General features: G+C 69.1%; 19 protein-coding genes. 8 read left to right on the plus strand and 11 right to left on the minus strand.

Features of this window, described 5'->3' with window-relative positions; all coding sequences use genetic code 11:
- Positions 1 to 44 precede the first annotated feature (44 nt).
- From ACQE3C_RS14165 to ACQE3C_RS14185, 5 genes are all read left to right on the plus strand, one after another.
- A complete protein-coding gene (locus ACQE3C_RS14165; RefSeq protein ID WP_434539796.1) occupies positions 45 to 266 on the plus strand; it encodes a helix-turn-helix transcriptional regulator in 222 nt (73 codons plus the stop codon).
- Positions 263 to 1,840 carry a DNA primase family protein gene (locus ACQE3C_RS14170; protein WP_434539797.1) on the plus strand — a complete coding sequence of 526 codons (1,578 nt, stop codon included), beginning with the start codon at positions 263 to 265 and terminating at the stop codon, positions 1,838 to 1,840. Before ACQE3C_RS14165 ends, ACQE3C_RS14170 begins: the two co-directional genes overlap by 4 nt.
- A gap of 59 nt (positions 1,841 to 1,899) precedes the next feature.
- Entirely contained in the window at positions 1,900 to 2,388 is a 489-nt protein-coding gene (locus tag ACQE3C_RS14175) for a hypothetical protein (RefSeq protein WP_434539798.1), read from the plus strand.
- Between the two features lie 299 nt (positions 2,389 to 2,687).
- Complete coding sequence (locus ACQE3C_RS14180) at positions 2,688 to 3,134, plus strand: MobC family plasmid mobilization relaxosome protein (protein ID WP_434539823.1); 447 nt, start codon at positions 2,688 to 2,690, stop codon at positions 3,132 to 3,134.
- Between the two features lie 4 nt (positions 3,135 to 3,138).
- Positions 3,139 to 5,100, plus strand: a complete 1,962-nt coding sequence (locus tag ACQE3C_RS14185; protein WP_434539799.1) for a relaxase/mobilization nuclease domain-containing protein — start codon at positions 3,139 to 3,141, stop codon at positions 5,098 to 5,100.
- Between the two features lie 49 nt (positions 5,101 to 5,149).
- On the opposite strand, the gene ACQE3C_RS14190 is transcribed toward ACQE3C_RS14185, so the two are convergent.
- Positions 5,150 to 6,136, minus strand: coding sequence for a hypothetical protein (locus ACQE3C_RS14190; RefSeq protein ID WP_434539800.1), 987 nt, complete (start codon positions 6,134 to 6,136; stop codon positions 5,150 to 5,152).
- A gap of 110 nt (positions 6,137 to 6,246) precedes the next feature.
- On the opposite strand from ACQE3C_RS14190, the gene ACQE3C_RS14195 reads away from it, so the two are divergent.
- A complete protein-coding gene (locus tag ACQE3C_RS14195; RefSeq protein WP_434539801.1) occupies positions 6,247 to 6,513 on the plus strand; it encodes a helix-turn-helix domain-containing protein in 267 nt (88 codons plus the stop codon).
- A gap of 5 nt (positions 6,514 to 6,518) precedes the next feature.
- On the opposite strand, the gene ACQE3C_RS14200 is transcribed toward ACQE3C_RS14195, so the two are convergent.
- The 10 genes from ACQE3C_RS14200 to cmtR all read right to left on the minus strand — a co-directional run bounded on the left by ACQE3C_RS14200 (position 6,519) and on the right by cmtR (position 14,842).
- Entirely contained in the window at positions 6,519 to 7,082 is a 564-nt protein-coding gene (locus tag ACQE3C_RS14200) for an antirestriction protein ArdA (RefSeq protein WP_434539802.1), read from the minus strand.
- A complete protein-coding gene (locus tag ACQE3C_RS14205) occupies positions 7,079 to 7,402 on the minus strand; it encodes a hypothetical protein (protein WP_434539803.1) in 324 nt (107 codons plus the stop codon). Before ACQE3C_RS14205 ends, ACQE3C_RS14200 begins: the two co-directional genes overlap by 4 nt.
- Before the next feature lie 131 nt (positions 7,403 to 7,533).
- Positions 7,534 to 7,791 carry a helix-turn-helix transcriptional regulator gene (locus ACQE3C_RS14210; RefSeq protein WP_434539804.1) on the minus strand — a complete coding sequence of 86 codons (258 nt, stop codon included), beginning with the start codon at positions 7,789 to 7,791 and terminating at the stop codon, positions 7,534 to 7,536.
- 5 nt (positions 7,792 to 7,796) lie between these two features.
- Positions 7,797 to 8,768, minus strand: coding sequence for a hypothetical protein (locus ACQE3C_RS14215; protein WP_434539805.1), 972 nt, complete (start codon positions 8,766 to 8,768; stop codon positions 7,797 to 7,799).
- Between the two features lie 61 nt (positions 8,769 to 8,829).
- The gene (locus tag ACQE3C_RS14220; RefSeq protein WP_037161208.1) at positions 8,830 to 9,648 is read right to left on the minus strand and encodes an AAA family ATPase; all 819 of its coding nucleotides are present in this window, start codon (positions 9,646 to 9,648) and stop codon (positions 8,830 to 8,832) included.
- Positions 9,645 to 11,042: a Mu transposase C-terminal domain-containing protein gene (locus ACQE3C_RS14225; RefSeq protein ID WP_434539806.1), complete on the minus strand. Its 1,398-nt coding sequence runs from the start codon at positions 11,040 to 11,042 to the stop codon at positions 9,645 to 9,647. Before ACQE3C_RS14225 ends, ACQE3C_RS14220 begins: the two co-directional genes overlap by 4 nt.
- A gap of 7 nt (positions 11,043 to 11,049) precedes the next feature.
- The gene (locus ACQE3C_RS14230; RefSeq protein WP_010534181.1) at positions 11,050 to 11,646 is read right to left on the minus strand and encodes a recombinase family protein; all 597 of its coding nucleotides are present in this window, start codon (positions 11,644 to 11,646) and stop codon (positions 11,050 to 11,052) included.
- A gap of 263 nt (positions 11,647 to 11,909) precedes the next feature.
- Complete coding sequence (locus ACQE3C_RS14235; RefSeq protein WP_068398372.1) at positions 11,910 to 12,515, minus strand: cadmium resistance transporter; 606 nt, start codon at positions 12,513 to 12,515, stop codon at positions 11,910 to 11,912.
- A 66-nt stretch (positions 12,516 to 12,581) separates the two neighbouring features.
- Complete coding sequence (locus ACQE3C_RS14240; protein WP_068398428.1) at positions 12,582 to 14,486, minus strand: heavy metal translocating P-type ATPase; 1,905 nt, start codon at positions 14,484 to 14,486, stop codon at positions 12,582 to 12,584.
- Positions 14,483 to 14,842 carry a Cd(II)/Pb(II)-sensing metalloregulatory transcriptional regulator CmtR gene (gene cmtR, locus ACQE3C_RS14245; RefSeq protein ID WP_060774483.1) on the minus strand — a complete coding sequence of 120 codons (360 nt, stop codon included), beginning with the start codon at positions 14,840 to 14,842 and terminating at the stop codon, positions 14,483 to 14,485. Before cmtR ends, ACQE3C_RS14240 begins: the two co-directional genes overlap by 4 nt.
- Before the next feature lie 86 nt (positions 14,843 to 14,928).
- Between cmtR and ACQE3C_RS14250 the strand changes: the two genes are divergently transcribed.
- Together ACQE3C_RS14250 and ACQE3C_RS14255 are read left to right on the plus strand one after the other, a co-directional pair.
- The gene (locus ACQE3C_RS14250) at positions 14,929 to 15,303 is read left to right on the plus strand and encodes an ArsR/SmtB family transcription factor (RefSeq protein ID WP_036334148.1); all 375 of its coding nucleotides are present in this window, start codon (positions 14,929 to 14,931) and stop codon (positions 15,301 to 15,303) included.
- Positions 15,303 to 16,214, plus strand: a complete 912-nt coding sequence (locus ACQE3C_RS14255; protein ID WP_002854089.1) for a cation diffusion facilitator family transporter — start codon at positions 15,303 to 15,305, stop codon at positions 16,212 to 16,214. The genes ACQE3C_RS14250 and ACQE3C_RS14255 overlap by 1 nt, the downstream gene beginning before the upstream one ends.
- Positions 16,215 to 16,237 lie beyond the last annotated feature (23 nt).

Consider the following 16,237-nt stretch of genomic DNA (forward strand, 5'->3'; position numbering starts at 1 on the left):
GTGAGCCCGACGGTCCCCCGTCGCCTCCTGAAGGACTCACGATCATGTCCCTGAATACTGTGGATCCCGGCCACACCCTCCCCCCGGCTGCACTCGACACTGACGAAGCGGCGCGGTACATCGGCGTCGCTCCGAAGACCCTCGCTAACTGGCGTGGCCGCAGCCAGGGGCCCCGGTACGTCCGTGCGGGCACCCGGGTCGTCTATCGTGTCGCCGATCTGGACGCCTGGCTTGCGGAAAACCTCGTTGGAGGTGGACCGCGATGAGCGAACAAGAAAGCCGCCCCACCCAGTCAGGTGGAGCGGCTCCGGAAGAGTTTGCCGACTCTGGGGCCCAGATTAGCACTGCAGAGCAGCGCACGATATTGCTCGACGACGCCCGCAAGCACCGCAAGCACGTCAGGGCTGCGCATGAGTTCGCTGCCCAGTGGCTCGGCAAGTTGTTGTACGTGGTCGGCATCGGCTGGCACCACTGGGACGGCAAGCGCTGGGCCGAGGACAAGGGCGATACGCGCGCCAAGGCTGCGGCGATGGAGACGCTCAAGGCGATGTGGGGGGTCGCGCTCGGCGACAAGGACCTGACGTCCGACGTGATGGCGTGCAGCACGGCCTCCGGGGTTCGGGGGGTACTCGAACTCGCGGGGTCCCTGGAGGGCATGTGCGCCGCTGCTGCGGACATGGACGCCGACCCCTACCTGCTCAACTGCGCGAACGGGACGCTCGACCTGCATGGTCTGGAACTGCGACCCCACGACCCCGATGATCGGATCACGAAGGTCACCCGGGCCGCTTACGCCCCTGGGGCTCGTAGCGAGCTGTGGGAAGACTTCCTGGAGCAGGTACTGCCGGATGACCACGTTCGGTCCTACCTCGCGCGGTTCTTCGGGGTGGGTCTTGTGGGGAAGGTTTTGGAGCACGTGTTCCCCATCGCGACCGGGACGGGGCGCAATGGCAAGGGTGTGGCGTACACGTCGGTTCTCCACGCTCTGGGTGATTACGGCGGGGTGGCTGACCCGGCGCTGATGGAGGTCGTCAAGTCGAATCCGAACGCGCCGTCTCCGGCGTTCTTCGACCTGCGGGGGCGTCGGATGGTGGTGCTCTCGGAGACCGACACGAAGATCCGTTTGTCGGCGTCGATCCTGAAGAGGTTGACCGGCGGCGATCCGATCAAGGCGCGTGCGCTGCGGAAGGACCCGATCGAGTTTCTCCCGTCGCACAGCTTCCTCATGGTGACCAACCATTTGCCCGAGCTGCCGTCTAAGGTCGCGGACCCTGCGGTGTGGTCGCGGGTGCGCGCGGTGCCTTTCAATGTCGTGATCCCGCCGGACGAGCAGGACCCCCGCCTTCCGGAGAAGTTGGAGCTCGCGGCCGACGCGATTCTGACATGGATGGTGGCTGGCCTCGGCGAGTACTGGGAGCGCGGCCTCGATGAGCCGGAGGCGGTTCAGGAGAGGACGAGCGAGTACGCCGAGGGCCAGGACGATGTGCGCAGGTTCGTGGCCGAGCAGTGCGAGACGGGGGGCATCGGCGACACGACGACGGTGCTGCACGAGGCGTACAAGGACTGGTGCACAGCGGAAGGGATCTACCGCCGCGACCAGCTCGGTCGGTCGGCGTTCGCCGATGCGCTGGCTCGGCTCGATTACCCGTCGGTGAAGGAGCGCCGCGGGATGGTGCACCAGGGGTTGAACGTCCTGCGCGAGGCGCTGACCGTGTCCAAGGAGCCGATGGTAGAGCTCCCTCCCGGGCAGCGCCCTGCTGCGGTACCGCAGCAATCTCCGAAACCCCAGACGTCGGTCTGGGACGAGGTCGCGGACGCCCCGGGGATCCTGCTGCTCTGACTGACCGGCCCACCACCGGGGATGGGTTCCCGAACAACGACGCCTAAGGAGGCATCACTATGACCGACAACATGACCATGACTCGGCGCGAGCGGCGGGTTCAGCGGCTCGCCGATCTCGTCGCCGAGCGGAAGGCCTTCGAGGCCGAGCTGGTCGCGAAGAAGGCGGCCATCGAGGCCGAGGAGAGGGCCGACGCAAAGGCCGTCAAGGACGCGCTCAAGTACGCCGGTGAGGCGCGCTGTGCCGCTGTCGAGGAGTTGTACGAGCTGTTCGGTATCACCGAGGAGGTGACCGAGCGGATGACGAAGGACGGCACGGTGCGCCGGGTCCGCAAGGACCGCGGCGAGGCCAAGCGGGCCGCGCGCCTCGTCGAAGCCGTCGTCGCGCTGAAGGCGCGCGCGGCCGCGAGCGAGGCCGCGAGCGAGGCCGAGGAGCCCGTCCTCGAGGACGGGGAGACGGTCGCCGACGGTGGCGTCCACGAGGACGACGACGAGCCCGAGGAGCGTGAGGACACGCACGAGCGGGGCTTCTCGGTCTACGGCGCGTAGGCGTCGTGGACGGTGACGAGGACCCCGGTTCCGCGCAGCGGGCCGGGGTCTTTCCGTGCCGTCGGGAGGGGCCCCACCGGAGCGCAGCAGAGGTGGGGAGGGCGGTAGCCCTGTCCCCCGAGGAGGCGGAGCCGACGAGGGGCGGGCAGCAACTGGGAGGGGGTTTGGCGGAGCCAAACACCCGTACAGTTGAACTGCTCGCCGTAATGCTGCAACCGGGTAGACTGAGGGGGGGTGCGCAGCCCACCGGACAGCCCGGTTGCAGCATTACCGAGGGGAGGTCGACCGACGTGGTGACGATGCCGGACGAGGCGCAGCCGAGGCGGCGAGGAGGTAGGCGGGCGATCTACCCGAAGCGGGTCGAACTCAGGATGACGCAGTCATCGTTCGACCTCGCCGAGGAGTCCGCGAAGCGGGCGAGCGAGGCGACGGGCCGGGCCGTCACCGTCTCGGACATCATCCGCGAAGCGGTGGAGGACGGATGCCGACGACTGGCCCGCGAGCAGGCCCAGGCATCGGCCCGAAGGGGCGGTGCCGATCCCGATGTGGTGGACGGCCTGATCGACGGCGTCCAGGAGCTGAGGACCGAGATGAGGAAGGTCGGTCACAACGTCAACCAGATGGCCAAGGTCGCCCACCAGACGGGTCAGGTGACCGGCGACCTCGACGACGTGAAGCGCCAGCTCGAAGCGATCGACAGCAGGCTGGTGGAGCTGGCCGGGCGCGTCGCGGGAGTGGATGACTGAGCCCATGGTGAAGCCCATCGCAGCGGTCGTGATGTCCAGCCCGACGAGGAACTCGGCGCGGCTGATTGCGTATGCGCTCACCGAGAAGGACGGTCAGGCCAAGGGCGACCGGTTCGTGGCTGCGAGCGGCATCAACGGCTGCATCCCGGAGTTCGCCGAGGGGCAGTTCCGGGACAACCGGAAGCGCTGGCGCAAGGACGGGACGAGGACGGTCAAGGTGCAGTGGGGCACCGACAAGGTGACGAGCCAGCCGACCTACCGCGACGTCACCGAGGGCGCCTATGTGCAGGCGTACCACGTCATCCAGAGCTTCGCGCGGGACGGTGCGGGGGCGCTCGACCCCGACGATCCCGACGACTGGGAGGAGGGGCACCGGCTGGGCCAAGAGCTGGCCCGCTCGCTCGCCGGTGACCACCGCCGCGCGCTGGTCGTCACCCAGGTCGACGGGAAGACCGGTTGCGTCCACAACCACATCGTGATCGACTCGATCGACAAGGCCACGGGCAAGAGCTTCGCCTCGTCCAACGTGAAGCACTCGGTCCTGTCCAGGACCCACGACGCCGTGCTCGCCGCGCAGGGGTACGAGCAGCGCAACGAGCTGACATCCACGGGCTGGGAGCTGAAGGAGAAGTCCGAGCAGCGGGGGCTGGACAAGCACCAGAAGTGGAGCGCCGGGGCCTCGCCGAGCGAGCCGGAGCCGTTCAGCTTCGCGGTGCTGAAGGAGCGCATCCGGACTGCGCTCGAGGCCACGGGCTACACCGACTTCGACGGGTACGCCCAGGTGCTGGCCGAGGTCGGCGTCGTGGTGGAGAAGCGCGGCGAGAAGGGCCGCGGGCTCACCTACCAGATGAAGCGCCTCGGGGCGGATGGTGAGTACATCGAGCCGAGCCCCAGCGACCGGCGACGGGCCAGCAGGCTCGGCCGGTTCGCCATGCTCGACCACGTCGAGGAGGTGATCCAGCGCAACGCTGAGCTGGTGAAGCAGGCCGCGCCGACACGGGCCATGACGATGGCGCAGATGCGCCCGGCGATGGCGAGCAGCCTCGACGACGCCCTGGCTGAGCGGCGCAGCGAGAGCGCCGAGGCGCTGGCCGCCCAGTGGGAGCAGGAGCGCCGTGCGGAGGAGATGATGGCTGAAGCCCGACGGGCTGGGTTCGAGGCGGTCATGGCGCCCGCTGGGCCGTCGCCCGAGAGCGCAGACGACGGCGTCGCCGTGGCGGATGGATCCGATGCGGATGGACCGGACGCGGAACTGGCCGACAAGGTCGTCCTCGACGCCTGGGACCTCCAGAAGTGGCGGCTGCGCACGCCCGACCGCGGCGCGATGCTCAGGGACGGGATGGGCTACGCGGAGGTCGACGCCGCCATCACCGCCTGGCGCGCGCTCGACGAGCCGGAGACCGCCTGGGAGCGCGAGCAGGCCGCCGGGGCGGTCGAGGACGTGGCCGAGGTGAGCGCGTCCTCGACCTCCGAGGTGCGGGCCGCTGCGCCCTACGAGTCGCCGCTGCGGGAGAGGAGGCCGACGCGCGAGCGCGAGGTGCCGGCGTGGGAGCAGATGATCGAGATCGACGAGCGCTGGCGCGTGCAACTGGCCGCCGGGGAGCCGCTGGACGGCGCGCTGGCCAAGGGACTCAGGAGCGCCACGCTGGAGCGCTACGAGGACGCGCTGGACGCCTCGGTGGCCTTCGAGCTGTGGCGCCGCGCGGCGAAGCTCGCCGTGGCCCGCAGGGCCGTCGAGGTGCGCCAGGACAAGGCACTGGCCGACGCGATGCGCGCCGAGGTCGCTGCGGGCGACCACGCCTGGGACGGTGAGCCCTCGACGCTGGCCGAGCTGAGGCACGAGGCCACGAGGCGAGAGCTGACCAGCAGGGAGAAGGCACTCAAGTCGGTCCGTGAGGCCGACCTCGAGGTCAACCACGAGGACGGGCTGGAGTGCCCACCGAACGCCGGAGGGGTGGAGTGGTGAAAGACGACAGGCCCGCTCCGACGGGAGCGGGCCTGCGGCTGCGCGTGGTCTACTTGGCGATCCAGTCGCCGTTGATGTCGCGCTCGTAGTCCTCGACCTCGGCCTCGACCACGGTGATCGAGCCGTCGGACAGGACGGTGTAGTCGAACTCGGCGAAGTCGGCCCCCTCCCCGTCCTGGGAGGTCCGGAAGGTGAAGGTCTCGGTGGCGTCGTCGTCGGTCGGGTTGGCCGCGCAGCTGCCCACGTTGATGCCGGAGGCGAAGTCCGGAGCCAGATACAGGCCGGTCTCGGGCGCGGACTCGTTCAGGTCGGCGAGCGGGTACACGCTGCTCCGGATGCCGAGGCCCTCACGGGCGACGTTGGCCTCCTCCGACTCCTCTGCCGCCTCGTCGACGGGCTTGTTGGCGTCGGCGGCGATGAGCTCCTGCATCTTCTCGATGAACAGGCGGGGCTCGAACGCCAGGCCCTGCTCCCGCAGTTCGCGGGTGGCGTTGGCAGCGTAAGGATGGCTCTGGTCGGCTGCCTCCATCCCCTCGGCGATCGTCTGGCCCGCCTGTGCATCGCCGCCCTGGGCCCGCTCGGCCAGCTCGATCCACTCCTCGGTGGTCTCGACGTCGAAGTAGTCGAGGAAGCTGTTGGTCCACTTCTCGATCTCGGCGTCGGCGTCGGCCTGGGACGTGGCCGGCTTGTTGGCCAGCTCCAGGGCACCATCAGCCCACTCGATGGCGACATTCACCGCGCAGTGCTTCACGCCGTCGAGCTCGTGGGGCGTGAGGGTCACGCTGTTGACCAGGAGCCCCTCGGCATCGGGCCCTGCGGCTTCTCTGAGGTCGTCGGGGATGGCGACGGTCAGGGACGTGAGCATGCCCGGCGGTTCGCGGGTGAACTCGTAGACGGCCGAGCCCGACCCGTCGTCGGCGGGATCGCCTGCTCCGGGGTCGGGTTGCGTCGGGTCGCCCGAGCCTCCCCCGCACCCCGTGAGGGCCAGCAGCGACAGCAGGACCGATGCAGTCAGGATCGTTGGTCTGTGGGACATGGTCGTTCACCTTCGTTCGGCAATGGTTCGGTTGAACTCCCGATCAGCGTACTGAAAACAGGCGCGTTTGGGTTACTGTGCAACGCACGCGCCTGCGGGAAGTTGGGTGGATGCCTGCTCCCGCCCCAGACCTGCGCGCCCTCGGCGTGGAGGTGGCGCGCCTGCGCAAGGAGTCCAGGTTCTCGATCGACCGGCTCGCAGAGGCCGCCGGGGTCCACCGCAAGACGATCATCGAAGTCGAGGCCGGGCGCGTGGCCGCGAAGATCTCCACGCTCCACGGCATCGCCCACGCCCTCGGGGTGCCCTTGACCGAGCTGGTGGCCCCGGTGTGCGCTCGTCACCCCAAGCAGGTGGGCGTGCCCTCCAAGCTCGTCTGAGCAGCTCAGAGGTCGCGGAACACGTACACGCCGTATCCCTCGCCCGCCGGGGCGTCGACGACGGTGTGGTCGAAGGCGAGATCACGGGTCCAGCTCGCCCAGTCGAAGTACCGCACGGCTTCCTCCGGCCAGCCGGTTGTCATCCCGGTGTCGTCGGCGAGCTGCTCGGCGTACTCCCGGAAGCCCTCCCAGTGCCCGCAGTAGCGCTCCTCGAAGTCGCCCAAGCTCGGGATGTCGCCGGTGCCCTCGACCACGTGCATCCCCGACCGGACCCACGCGCACACGGCTGTCCAGCGGTCGGAGCCGGCTTCCTCGTAGCACCGGCCCCACTGAGCGGCCTCCAGAGGCCCGAACTCGCCCTCGACGGGCACGAACTCGTGGTCGAGCACCCAGACCTCCTCACAGGCCGCGTACGGCCTCCCAGAGCCCGCGTGGAGGTCGGCGAGGGTGACGTCCTCGACGTCGGTGCAGTCGACCCACCGGCCCACCAGGGCCCCGTCGTTGTAGCAGCCCAGGCACCCGAGCCATACCCGGGGAGCACCAGTGTCCGTGGGGGTCGCCGTGCTCATGCCGCATCCCCCGCGGTCAGCACGCGCACGCGGTGCGCCGTGGCGGCGAACGGCCCGACGGCGATGGCGTCGAGCAGCTCGACGACGCCTGCCTCGGCCAGGGCGCGGGCGAGCCCGCTGTGCTCGGACCAGTCCTTGACGACGGCCTCGTCGGGCAGCAGTGGGAGGTCGGGCAGGTGGGTGGTCAGGACCTCGGACTCGCCGCTGGCGGGGTCCAGGGCCAGCAGGGCGTGCTGCGCGGGGTCGTGGTGGATCTCGAGCGGCTCGGCGAAGGCGGGCAGGTCGAGCGTGGCGGCGGTGCGGATCGTTGTCCAGGCCATGGTGGTCCTCCTCGGTGTCGGGGAGGACCCGGCCAGCACCCTCGCAGCCGTGCTCGGATGAATCGGCGCTTACGGGCGCAGCCGGGTCCTCACGGAGGCTCCCGGCGCGGCTGTGCCGCGGCGCTATCTGCTCAGCTCTGCAATCCCAGGCGGAGGTCGAGGGCGGAAGCGATCTTCATCAGCGTCTTCGACGAGACGGAATCTCCTCTTTCCACACGAGCCACAGTTGGGCGAGAGACACCGGCCCGCTTACCGAGATCCGTCTGGGTCCATCCTCTGCCCTTACGGGCCGCTCGGATCGCGCCTGCGATGGCGGCTGCATCCGGAGGTAGCGCGGTGACAGCGTCAGACCCTTCGCTCGGGCCGCCCGCACTGCCGGTCGGGTACATGGGGGTTATTCCCTGTCTTTGACCGTCTTGATGGCCCCGTGGCGTCCTGTTAGCAGCGCCACGGCCTTCTCCGCAGCTCGTACTGCCGCGCTCTCCATTCGATCGGCTTCGGCTGAGAGGGCTGTGGCTTCGTCGCTGAGGTCGGCGATGGCGTCTTCTTGGGCGGCGTCGAACCTCGGGATGAGGACCTGACGGATGTCCGGCGGGTCGAGGTGCGGCACTGATGTGCCCGACGCGTACCGGACCACGCGCGGTCGACCGTAGTCGACGTGGTTCAGGACCGTTTGGATGTAGCCGGTCCGTGCACGCGACTCGTCGGGGACGATGCGAATGAGGTCTTCGCTGCCGAATGCGCCCGCATGCGTGCGGTTCAAGACCATGGTCCTGCCCAGCAGTCCGTAGGTCTGGCCGGAGCGCGCCATGATCATCTCGCCCGCCCGAAGCGTGTAGATATCTGGCTCCTCCAAGAGGCCCGCGTAAATTCGCTTGGTCACTGGCGGGTTCACGTCGAAAAGTTCACTGGCAGAGCGGTAGGGAGTCCCGTTTGCGCCGAAGTGCCTCTTGAATCTTGGGGCCATCGTGACCGACTCGACTAGGTCGGCCAACGGCTCGGCGGCTCGCCCTGCATTCTTCACGAGGTCCTCAACCTGGAGGACGTCTGAACGATGGAACTGCCCCTCAATGCGGCGTCGTCCGAACCAGAGGTCGGAGGCGAGGACCGTGGTGGTGGGGTTGTCCTGCACTGGGGTGCCGCTCGGGTTGACGAGGTTCGCCAGCAGCTTGTCAGCTTGGGCTTGGAGACGTCGTGAGGCCTGACGCATCTCCAAGGCGTTCTTGGCGTCCTGGCCGATGTCTCTGCGCAACCGGGCGTCAGGCATCGCCACCGGCATGGCCAGAACGTGCTCGGGCTCAAGGTGCTTGATCATGTGGCCGTACTGGGCGCTCCGCGCGATTGCGAAGAAGGTCGGCGTCTTCATGTAGGCGTAGTGTGACTTCGTCTGCTGAATGGCGGGGTTCTTCGGTCGCTTCGTGGCGGGGTCAGGTGACACCGATGACCAGGGTGCTCTGTGCGGCTTCGATGACGTCGTTGGTGATGGTGTCGAGTTCGTTGATCTTCAGGACCCGCTGGATCTGGGGGAAGAGGCGTTCGAGGAGCCGGAAGTTGCCGCGGGTGATCCGTGCGATGGCTGCGATGGCTTGGGCGTCGGTGAAGTCGTCGGGGTCGAGGGTCTTGCCGAGGGATCGCCAGTGTCGCTCGAGGACGAACAGCAGTTCGTCTTGTCCCAGGGGCCGGTACTGGTGGGCGAAGCCGACTCGGCTGTAGAACTGGGGGTAGTGGCTGAACTGCTTCTCCAGGCCGGGCATGCCGATCAGGATCAGGGCGATGTCGTCGCGGTCGTAGCGATCGCGCAGCAGTTCCAGAGCGGCGGGACGCAGTCGTTCGGCCTCGTCGACGATGATCAGCTCCACGTAGTTCCTGCCGTGTCGCCATCCCCAGGCCTCGGGAGTGGCCGTGCCGGGAGGTACGAGGTGCTGCTCGATGCACATGTTGGTGCGGGTGATGGCTTGGGTCAGCTCGTCCTTCAGGGTCCGCGGGGTGGTCAGCACGCTGGGGGTGTAGAGCACGGTGCGGCTCCGGTTCAAGGCGGCGTAGATCTTGGCGTCGTTGTCGGAGCGCGGCCCCCAGTAGGTCAGCAGGTCATGAGCCTTCTCGTAGTGTGCGTAGCGGCGCGCGGAGAGTGTCTTTCCTACGCCGGCTGATCCGAAGCACAAACCGATGGTGTGCCCGCGGCGCACGGCGTCGGCGAACTCGGTGAAGCGGCGGTGCTCCTTGGTGACGATGAAGCGCTGGCTCACCTGAGGTCCTCCTTGTAGATCTTCAACGCCGACCTCGGCGCCGGAGCCGGTGCTTCGGTGATCCGTGGCGTCTCGGTAGGTGCGGCCACGAGGGCGATGCGTTCGTTGATGCTGGCTCGCAGCGCTCGGCGGCGGGCGTTGCGCGCGGCCTGGATCTCCTTGAGGCTGACCTTTTGATCGTGGTGCTCTTGGTTGACGGCCTTGCAGACGAATTCGTCGTGATCGAAGACGCGGATCTCGGTGATGTCGCGGGGGTCGTAGCGGATCACGACCGAGCGTCCGACGTAGCCGGCCAGAGTTGGCGAGACGTAGCGCAGGCCCTGGAAGCGGATGCCATCGCGGCGCACGACGCGGGTCTTGGCGACGGTCAACAGCAGTCTGTCGAGGTCTTCCAGGCTGTCGGGCATTCGGGGCAGCCAGCCGTCCGCGATCCACGCGCTGCGCGGGGAGGTTCCGAGCTCGCTGTGCGTGCGGTCGTTGTAGGTGGCCACGAACGCCTCCAGGGCGCTCTCGAGGTCGGCCAGGGACAGTTTCGGTGTCGGCCAGGGGTCCCCTTCGGTGATGTGTCCGGGCAGGGTGGCGAGTAGCTCGGTGTTGATGGTCCCGAAGAACCGCTCGATCTTGCCCCGTCCCTGGGGTCGGGCGACGGTGGAGTGGATCAGTCGGATATGGAGGTCGACGGCGGTGTGGGCGAGCTGGTCACTGGTGAAGTCGCTGCCGTGGTCGACGTAGAGCACGTCGGGCAAGCCGCACATCGGCCAGGCCGGGTCGGTCTTGTGCCAGATCGCTTGGCGCAGCGCCAGGGCGGTGTTCATCGCCGACGGTGCGCCCAGGAAGACTGTGTAGCCGCAGACCGCCCGGGAGCAGTCGTCGAGGATCGTTGTCAGCCATGGCCGTGCGGGCTTGCCGTCGGTGCCCACCACCAGGATGTCGAGCATGGTGTGATCGGATTGCCACATCGCGTTGGGCAGCTCTGCTTGCCGGCGTAGCACCAGCTCGTGCTTGTCGCGGTAGGACGCTGCGCCCTCCAGGGCGAGGGTGACCATGCCGGGATCCAGGGTCCGCACGATGTCCCACACCACCGAGTAGGAGGGGACCGGCCATCTCCGGGTGGCGCAGATGCCGGTGACTTTGCGATGGATCGTGGCGATGGCCGGCCGCGGCTTGCTCAGTGCCAGGCCCTCGATCAGGTCGACGAGGTCGGGCGGAAGGCGGCGGGTCCCGGTGTCCGCCCGTGAGGCTGTCTCCAGTCCGGCGTAGCCGTCGGCGCGGTAGCGGGCGTGCCAGCGCTCCAGGGTCCGCAGCCCTACATCGGTCTCGCGAGCTAAGCGCGCGAGGGGCACCTGGTCCTCGACGTGGAGCCTGAGGATTCGCCACCGCGCTCGAGCGTCCACGACGCACCTACTGCAAGGCGTTCTCGCGCCCGCGCTCGGCGCGCTGAAGGGCGCGGTAGACCGTGGAGCGGCCCACGCTGAACAGCTCGGCCAGCTCGCCCACGGTGTGCTCGTCGGCGGCATGTAGCTGGACGAGGTGAGCTTCTTGCCGGGGGGTGAGTTTCGGTGACTTCCCGCGCAGCCGGCCCTTGGCCTTGGCGACCTTCATCCCCTCGCGGGTGCGGGCACGGATGAGGTCGGCTTCGAACTCGGCGACCATCGCCAGCACGTTGAACAACAGTTTCCCCATCGGGTCGGTCGGGTCGTACACCGATCCGGCGATGCTCAGCTTCACTTCCCGCGCCGCGAGGTCGTCGGCGATCTGGTGGGCATCACGGACTGAACGCGCCAGCCGATCGAGCTTGGTGACCACGAACGTATCGCCGTCCCGACAGGCAGCCAGCGCCTGCCGCAGGCCCTCACGGTCGGCGTTGCGGCCCGTGAGCCCGTGATCGACGTAGATGCGCTTGGGATCGACGCCGAACGCCGCGAGTCCGTCACGCTGCGCGGTCAGGTCCTGCTCGTCGGTGGAGACTCGGGCATAGCCGACCTTCAAGGGGGACATGCTCCCCAGTGTGTCATATAGCCTCCCTTCACCGGACAGTTCACCGGACGGGTCTTACGGGACAGCCCGCCAGGCGTGCCGTCGTTCCTCTCGATAAGTAGCGGTGGTGTCCGGTGAGGGTTCCACTTACGGGACGGTCAATGCTCATGCCGCAGACCTCCCCCTCCCGCCGCAGAAGAGGTAACAGCGTTTGCTCCCGAGGACCGCGACGTTCTGTCAGTCGTCGTTGAATTTCCAGTGATGTCGGGCGCCGCGGGCGTGAGCTACAAGCCGAAGGCGCCGCCCTCGAGGAGGATGACGATGCCGAGGCCGATGAGGACCAGCGGGAAGAGGATGTGTTCCCAGCGTTCGAGGATCTCGGCGATGGGCCGGCGGGTGGCGACGTACTTGGCTGCGAGGACGAGGAGGCCGACCAGGGCGAGGAAGACGAGGCAGTAGGCGATGATCGCGGTGGTGGACGCGGTGGCGAAGACGGGGACGTAGACCCCGATGTTGTCTCCGCCGTTGGCGAACGTCACGGCGGCCACGGTCAGGACTCCGACCTGCTTGTCGGCGACCTTGGCCTCGTCATCGTCGTCGTCACCGCGGTTGCGCCACGCTCGCCATGCCGCGTAGAGGCCCAGGGCGAGGGGGATGAGCCCGAAGTAGGGCAGGGCGTCCTCGGGCAGGAAGCTGCGGGCCCCGAGGGAGATCACCACGGCGGCGAGCAGGATGCCCCCGAAGCCGAGGTACTGGCCGAGCAGGATCTTGCGGGTGGTGCCCCGCTGGCCGGCGCCGCGGGCGTAGAAGAGGGACAGGACGATGATGTCGTCGATGTTCGTGGCCACGAACAGGCCGATCGCCTGCAGGATCGGGGTGAGCAGTTCCATCGGTGCCTTTCAGGGCGCGCCGGACCGCCGGCGGTGGGTCAGTGGGGCCGCGTTGGTCCGCGGGGGTCAGTGTCCGCGCGTGGGCTGGTGGGTGCGTGCGGCGCGCAGGCCGTTGAGGATGACCAGGACCTCGGCGACTTCGTGGATGAGTACGACGGCGGCCAGGCCCAGGACGCCGGTGATGGCCAGGGGTGGCAGCGCGGCGATGATGAGCAGTGACAGGACGATGTTCTGGTTGACGATGCGCCGTCCGCGTCGGGCGTGGGCGATGGCCTGGGGCAGCAGGCGCAGGTCCTGGCCGGTGAAGGCGATGTCGGCGGACTCGATCGCGGCGTCGGAGCCGGTGGCTCCCATCGCGATCCCGACGTCGGCCGCGGCCAGGGCGGGGGCGTCGTTGATGCCGTCACCGATCATCGCGGTGGGCCGGCGCACGCTGAGCTCGCCCACGGCGGCGGACTTGCCTTCGGGGCGCAGCTCGGCGCGCACGTCGCTGATGCCGGCCTGGGCCGCGAGGGCGCGGGCGGTGCGCTCGTTGTCTCCGGTCAGCATCGTGACGTCGATGCCCTGGCCCGCCAGGGTCGTGATGACCTCGGGGACCTCGGGACGGAGCTCGTCACGCACCCCGATCGCCCCGGCGACCGCGCCGTCGCGGTGGACGACGACGACCGTCATCCCCTGGGCCTCCAGGTCACGGACCCGGTAGGTGAGGTCGCCGGGGTCGACCCAGCGGGGGCTGCCGACCAGCACTACGGCGCCGTCGACGGTGCCGTGGATTCCGTGGCCGGCTTCCTCGGTGGTGCCCTGGGCGGCGGGGATTGTGGGGGCGGCGTGGGTGATGGCGGTGGCGAGGGGGTGGGTGCTGTGCTGCTCGAGCGCGGCGGCCCAGGCCAGGACCTGTTGCTCGGTGACGTCGGCGGCGGGGACGACGGCGGTGACGGTGGGCTGGTTGCGGGTCAGGGTCCCGGTCTTGTCGAAGGCGACGTGCCCGATGTCCCCGAATCGTTCGAAGATGGCACCGCTCTTGATGATGACGCCGAACTTGCTGGCCGAGCCGACCGCGGAGACCACGGTGATCGGCACCGCGATCGCCAGCGCACACGGGGAGGCGGCCACGAGCACCACCAGGGCGCGGGTGATCCAGGTCTGCGGGTCACCGGCGAGTGAGCCGATGAGCGCGACCAGCACGGCCAGGACCAGGACGCCGGGCACGAGCGGACGGGCGATGCGGTCGGCCAGCCGGGCGCGTTGCCCCTTCTCGGCCTGGGCGCGTTCGACCAGGCTCACGATCGTGGTCAGGGAGTTGTCGGTGCCGGGCGCGGTCGCCTCGACCTGCAGGGCTCCGGCGGCGTTGATCGCCCCGGCAGACACCTCATCACCGGGGCCGACCTCGACGGGGATGGACTCACCGGTGATCGCCGAGGTGTCCACGCTGCTGTGCCCGCTGCGGACGATGCCGTCGGTGGCGATGCGCTCACCGGGCCTGATCAGCATGACCTGCCCCGCGGCCAGGTCACGGGCCGGGACGCTCGCGCTATGGCCGTCGGTGAGGACGGTGGCGCTCTGGGGCACGAGCTTGAGCAGCGCGCGCAGCCCGGCACGCGCCCGGTCCATCGCCCGGTCCTCCAAGGCCTCGGCGATGGAGTAGAGGAAGGCCAGGGCCGCGGCCTCCTCCACGTGGCCGAGGATGACCGCGCCGGTGGCGCTCATCGTCATGAGGAGCGCGATGCCGAGCTTGCCCGTGGCGAGCTTGCGCAGCGCACCGGGGACGAACGTGGAGGCCCCGAGCAGCAGACCGACCCAGAACAGCACCAGCGCCGCGCTCTGGGCGCCGGACCACTCACAGGCCAGCCCGGCGACGAACGCGACCCCCGAGGCGATGGGGATCAGGACGGCGCGGTCAGCCCACCACGGGGTCTCGTGCTCGTCGTCGGTCTCGAGCTCCTCGACGGGGGTGTGGGTGGTCGCCCTCATGCCACGGTCCCGCTCGGGCAGCAGCCGGGCACCGTGCAGGTGGCATCCACGCACGGGGCGTTCTCATCGACGGCCAGCGTCACCTCGACCAGCGCGGTCATCGCCGCCCCCAGGTGGGGGTCGGCGATCTCGTACCGCGTCTGGCGCCCCTCGGGCTCGGCCACGACGATGCCGCAGTCCCGCAGGCAGGTGAGGTGGTTCGACACGTTCGACCGGGTCAGGCCTAGGTCGCGGGCGAGTACCGCCGGGTAGCTCGGGCCCTCGAGGAGTGTCATGAGGATGCGGGAGCGGGTCGGGTCGGCCATCGCCCGGCCCAGCCGGTTCATCACGTCCAGCCGCGAAGCAATAGTCAGCATGCGCTGACCATACAGAACCTGCTGACCTCTCGTGTGTGGCTCCCGCTGCTGATATCTGCACATCTGCATTGGTGTATGGTCGTGGCATGAGTGTGACGCCGTTGGATTCGTGTCAGGTCACCGCCGTCCATCCGGAGAAGGTGGCGCTGACCCGGGAGAGGATCCCCGACGAGCGCGAGGCCGGCAGGTTGGCCGGGCTGTTCAAGCTCCTGGGGGACCCGCGCCGTGCCCGGGTGCTGTATGCGTTGCTGGAGGCCGGCGAGCTGTGCGTGTGTGACCTGGCGGCGTCGGTCGATGTCGCGGAGGCGTCGGTGTCCCAGGTGCTGCGGGTGCTGCGTACCGCTGGGGTGGTCGAGAACCGCCGGGAGGGGCGGATGGTGTACTACCGCCTCGCTGACGGGCATGTGCGGATGCTGCTGGACGTCTCCCGTGAGCACGCCCGCCACGAGGGGCAGGGCTGATGGGGGCGGGACACAGCCATGCCCCGGCGACCGGGCATGCCGGTGGCCGCTACCGTCGGCGGCTGGCGGGGGCGTTCGCCCTGACGGCGGGCTTCTTCCTGATCGAGCTGGTCGCGGGGCTGGTGTCGGGGTCGTTGGCGCTGCTGTCGGATGCCGGGCACATGGCTGCCGATGTGGTGGTGCTGGGTGCGGCGCTGCTGGCGACGCGCATCGCGAGCCGGCCGGACTCCACAGGGCGACGCACCTATGGCTCCTACCGGGCCGAGGTGTTCGCCTCGGCGTTGGCGGTGCTGGCGATGCTCGCGGTCGGGGTGTACGTGGTGGTCGAGGCCATCAGCCGGCTGGGCGACGCGCCGGAGGTGGCCTCCGGCGCTATGCTCGCGGTCGGCTTCGCCGGCCTGGTGATCAACATCATCTCCATGCTGCTGCTGCGCAGCGGGGCCAAGGACAGCCTGAACGTCAAGGGCGCCTACTACGAGGTGATCGCCGACGCCGCCGGGTCGGTGGGTGTCATGGTCGCCGGCGTGCTGATCATCCTCACCGGCCAGCCGATCTGGGACGTCGTGGTCGCGGCGCTCATCGCGGTCTTCGTCATCATCCGGGCAGTGGTTCTGGGCAGGCAGGTGATCGCGGTGCTGGGCCAGCACGCCCCGGAAGGGGTGGACCCGGAGGACGTCGCCGGTGACCTGGACGCGGTCGAGGGGGTGGAGGAGGTCCACGACCTGCACCTGTGGACCCTGACGTCGGGGATGAACGTGGCCACGGCCCACCTGGTCGCTGACCAGGGCGCGGACCACGGCGCCGTGCTTGCCGGCGCGCGCCGGGTGCTGCGCGACCGTTACGGTATCGCCCATGCCACCTTGCAGGTGGAGGGCGCCGGCAGCGACGGCTGTCACGACCTGAGCTGGTAGCACTCGGCACGGAAGCCCGCTCG

This window comes from Aestuariimicrobium sp. Y1814, from assembly GCF_050113895.1.
Classification (GTDB): domain Bacteria; phylum Actinomycetota; class Actinomycetes; order Propionibacteriales; family Propionibacteriaceae; genus Aestuariimicrobium.

Excerpts from the sequence above, each read along its gene's own strand:
- ACQE3C_RS14230 (WP_010534181.1), bottom strand. The coding sequence starts at position 11,646 with ATGTCCCCCTTGAAGGTCGGCTATGCCCGAGTCTCCACCGACGAGCAG.
- ACQE3C_RS14240 (WP_068398428.1), bottom strand. The coding sequence starts at position 14,486 with ATGAGGGCGACCACCCACACCCCCGTCGAGGAGCTCGAGACCGACGAC.
- ACQE3C_RS14175 (WP_434539798.1), top strand. The coding sequence starts at position 1,900 with ATGACCGACAACATGACCATGACTCGGCGCGAGCGGCGGGTTCAGCGG.
- ACQE3C_RS14195 (WP_434539801.1), top strand. The coding sequence starts at position 6,247 with ATGCCTGCTCCCGCCCCAGACCTGCGCGCCCTCGGCGTGGAGGTGGCG.
- ACQE3C_RS14200 (WP_434539802.1), bottom strand. The coding sequence starts at position 7,082 with ATGAGCACGGCGACCCCCACGGACACTGGTGCTCCCCGGGTATGGCTC.
- ACQE3C_RS14250 (WP_036334148.1), top strand. The coding sequence starts at position 14,929 with ATGAGTGTGACGCCGTTGGATTCGTGTCAGGTCACCGCCGTCCATCCG.
- ACQE3C_RS14165 (WP_434539796.1), top strand. The coding sequence starts at position 45 with ATGTCCCTGAATACTGTGGATCCCGGCCACACCCTCCCCCCGGCTGCA.
- ACQE3C_RS14215 (WP_434539805.1), bottom strand. The coding sequence starts at position 8,768 with ATGAAGACGCCGACCTTCTTCGCAATCGCGCGGAGCGCCCAGTACGGC.
- ACQE3C_RS14210 (WP_434539804.1), bottom strand. The coding sequence starts at position 7,791 with ATGTACCCGACCGGCAGTGCGGGCGGCCCGAGCGAAGGGTCTGACGCT.
- ACQE3C_RS14205 (WP_434539803.1), bottom strand. The coding sequence starts at position 7,402 with ATGGCCTGGACAACGATCCGCACCGCCGCCACGCTCGACCTGCCCGCC.
- cmtR (WP_060774483.1), bottom strand. The coding sequence starts at position 14,842 with ATGCTGACTATTGCTTCGCGGCTGGACGTGATGAACCGGCTGGGCCGG.
- ACQE3C_RS14180 (WP_434539823.1), top strand. The coding sequence starts at position 2,688 with ATGCCGGACGAGGCGCAGCCGAGGCGGCGAGGAGGTAGGCGGGCGATC.
- ACQE3C_RS14235 (WP_068398372.1), bottom strand. The coding sequence starts at position 12,515 with ATGGAACTGCTCACCCCGATCCTGCAGGCGATCGGCCTGTTCGTGGCC.
- ACQE3C_RS14190 (WP_434539800.1), bottom strand. The coding sequence starts at position 6,136 with ATGTCCCACAGACCAACGATCCTGACTGCATCGGTCCTGCTGTCGCTG.
- ACQE3C_RS14185 (WP_434539799.1), top strand. The coding sequence starts at position 3,139 with ATGGTGAAGCCCATCGCAGCGGTCGTGATGTCCAGCCCGACGAGGAAC.
- ACQE3C_RS14170 (WP_434539797.1), top strand. The coding sequence starts at position 263 with ATGAGCGAACAAGAAAGCCGCCCCACCCAGTCAGGTGGAGCGGCTCCG.
- ACQE3C_RS14255 (WP_002854089.1), top strand. The coding sequence starts at position 15,303 with ATGGGGGCGGGACACAGCCATGCCCCGGCGACCGGGCATGCCGGTGGC.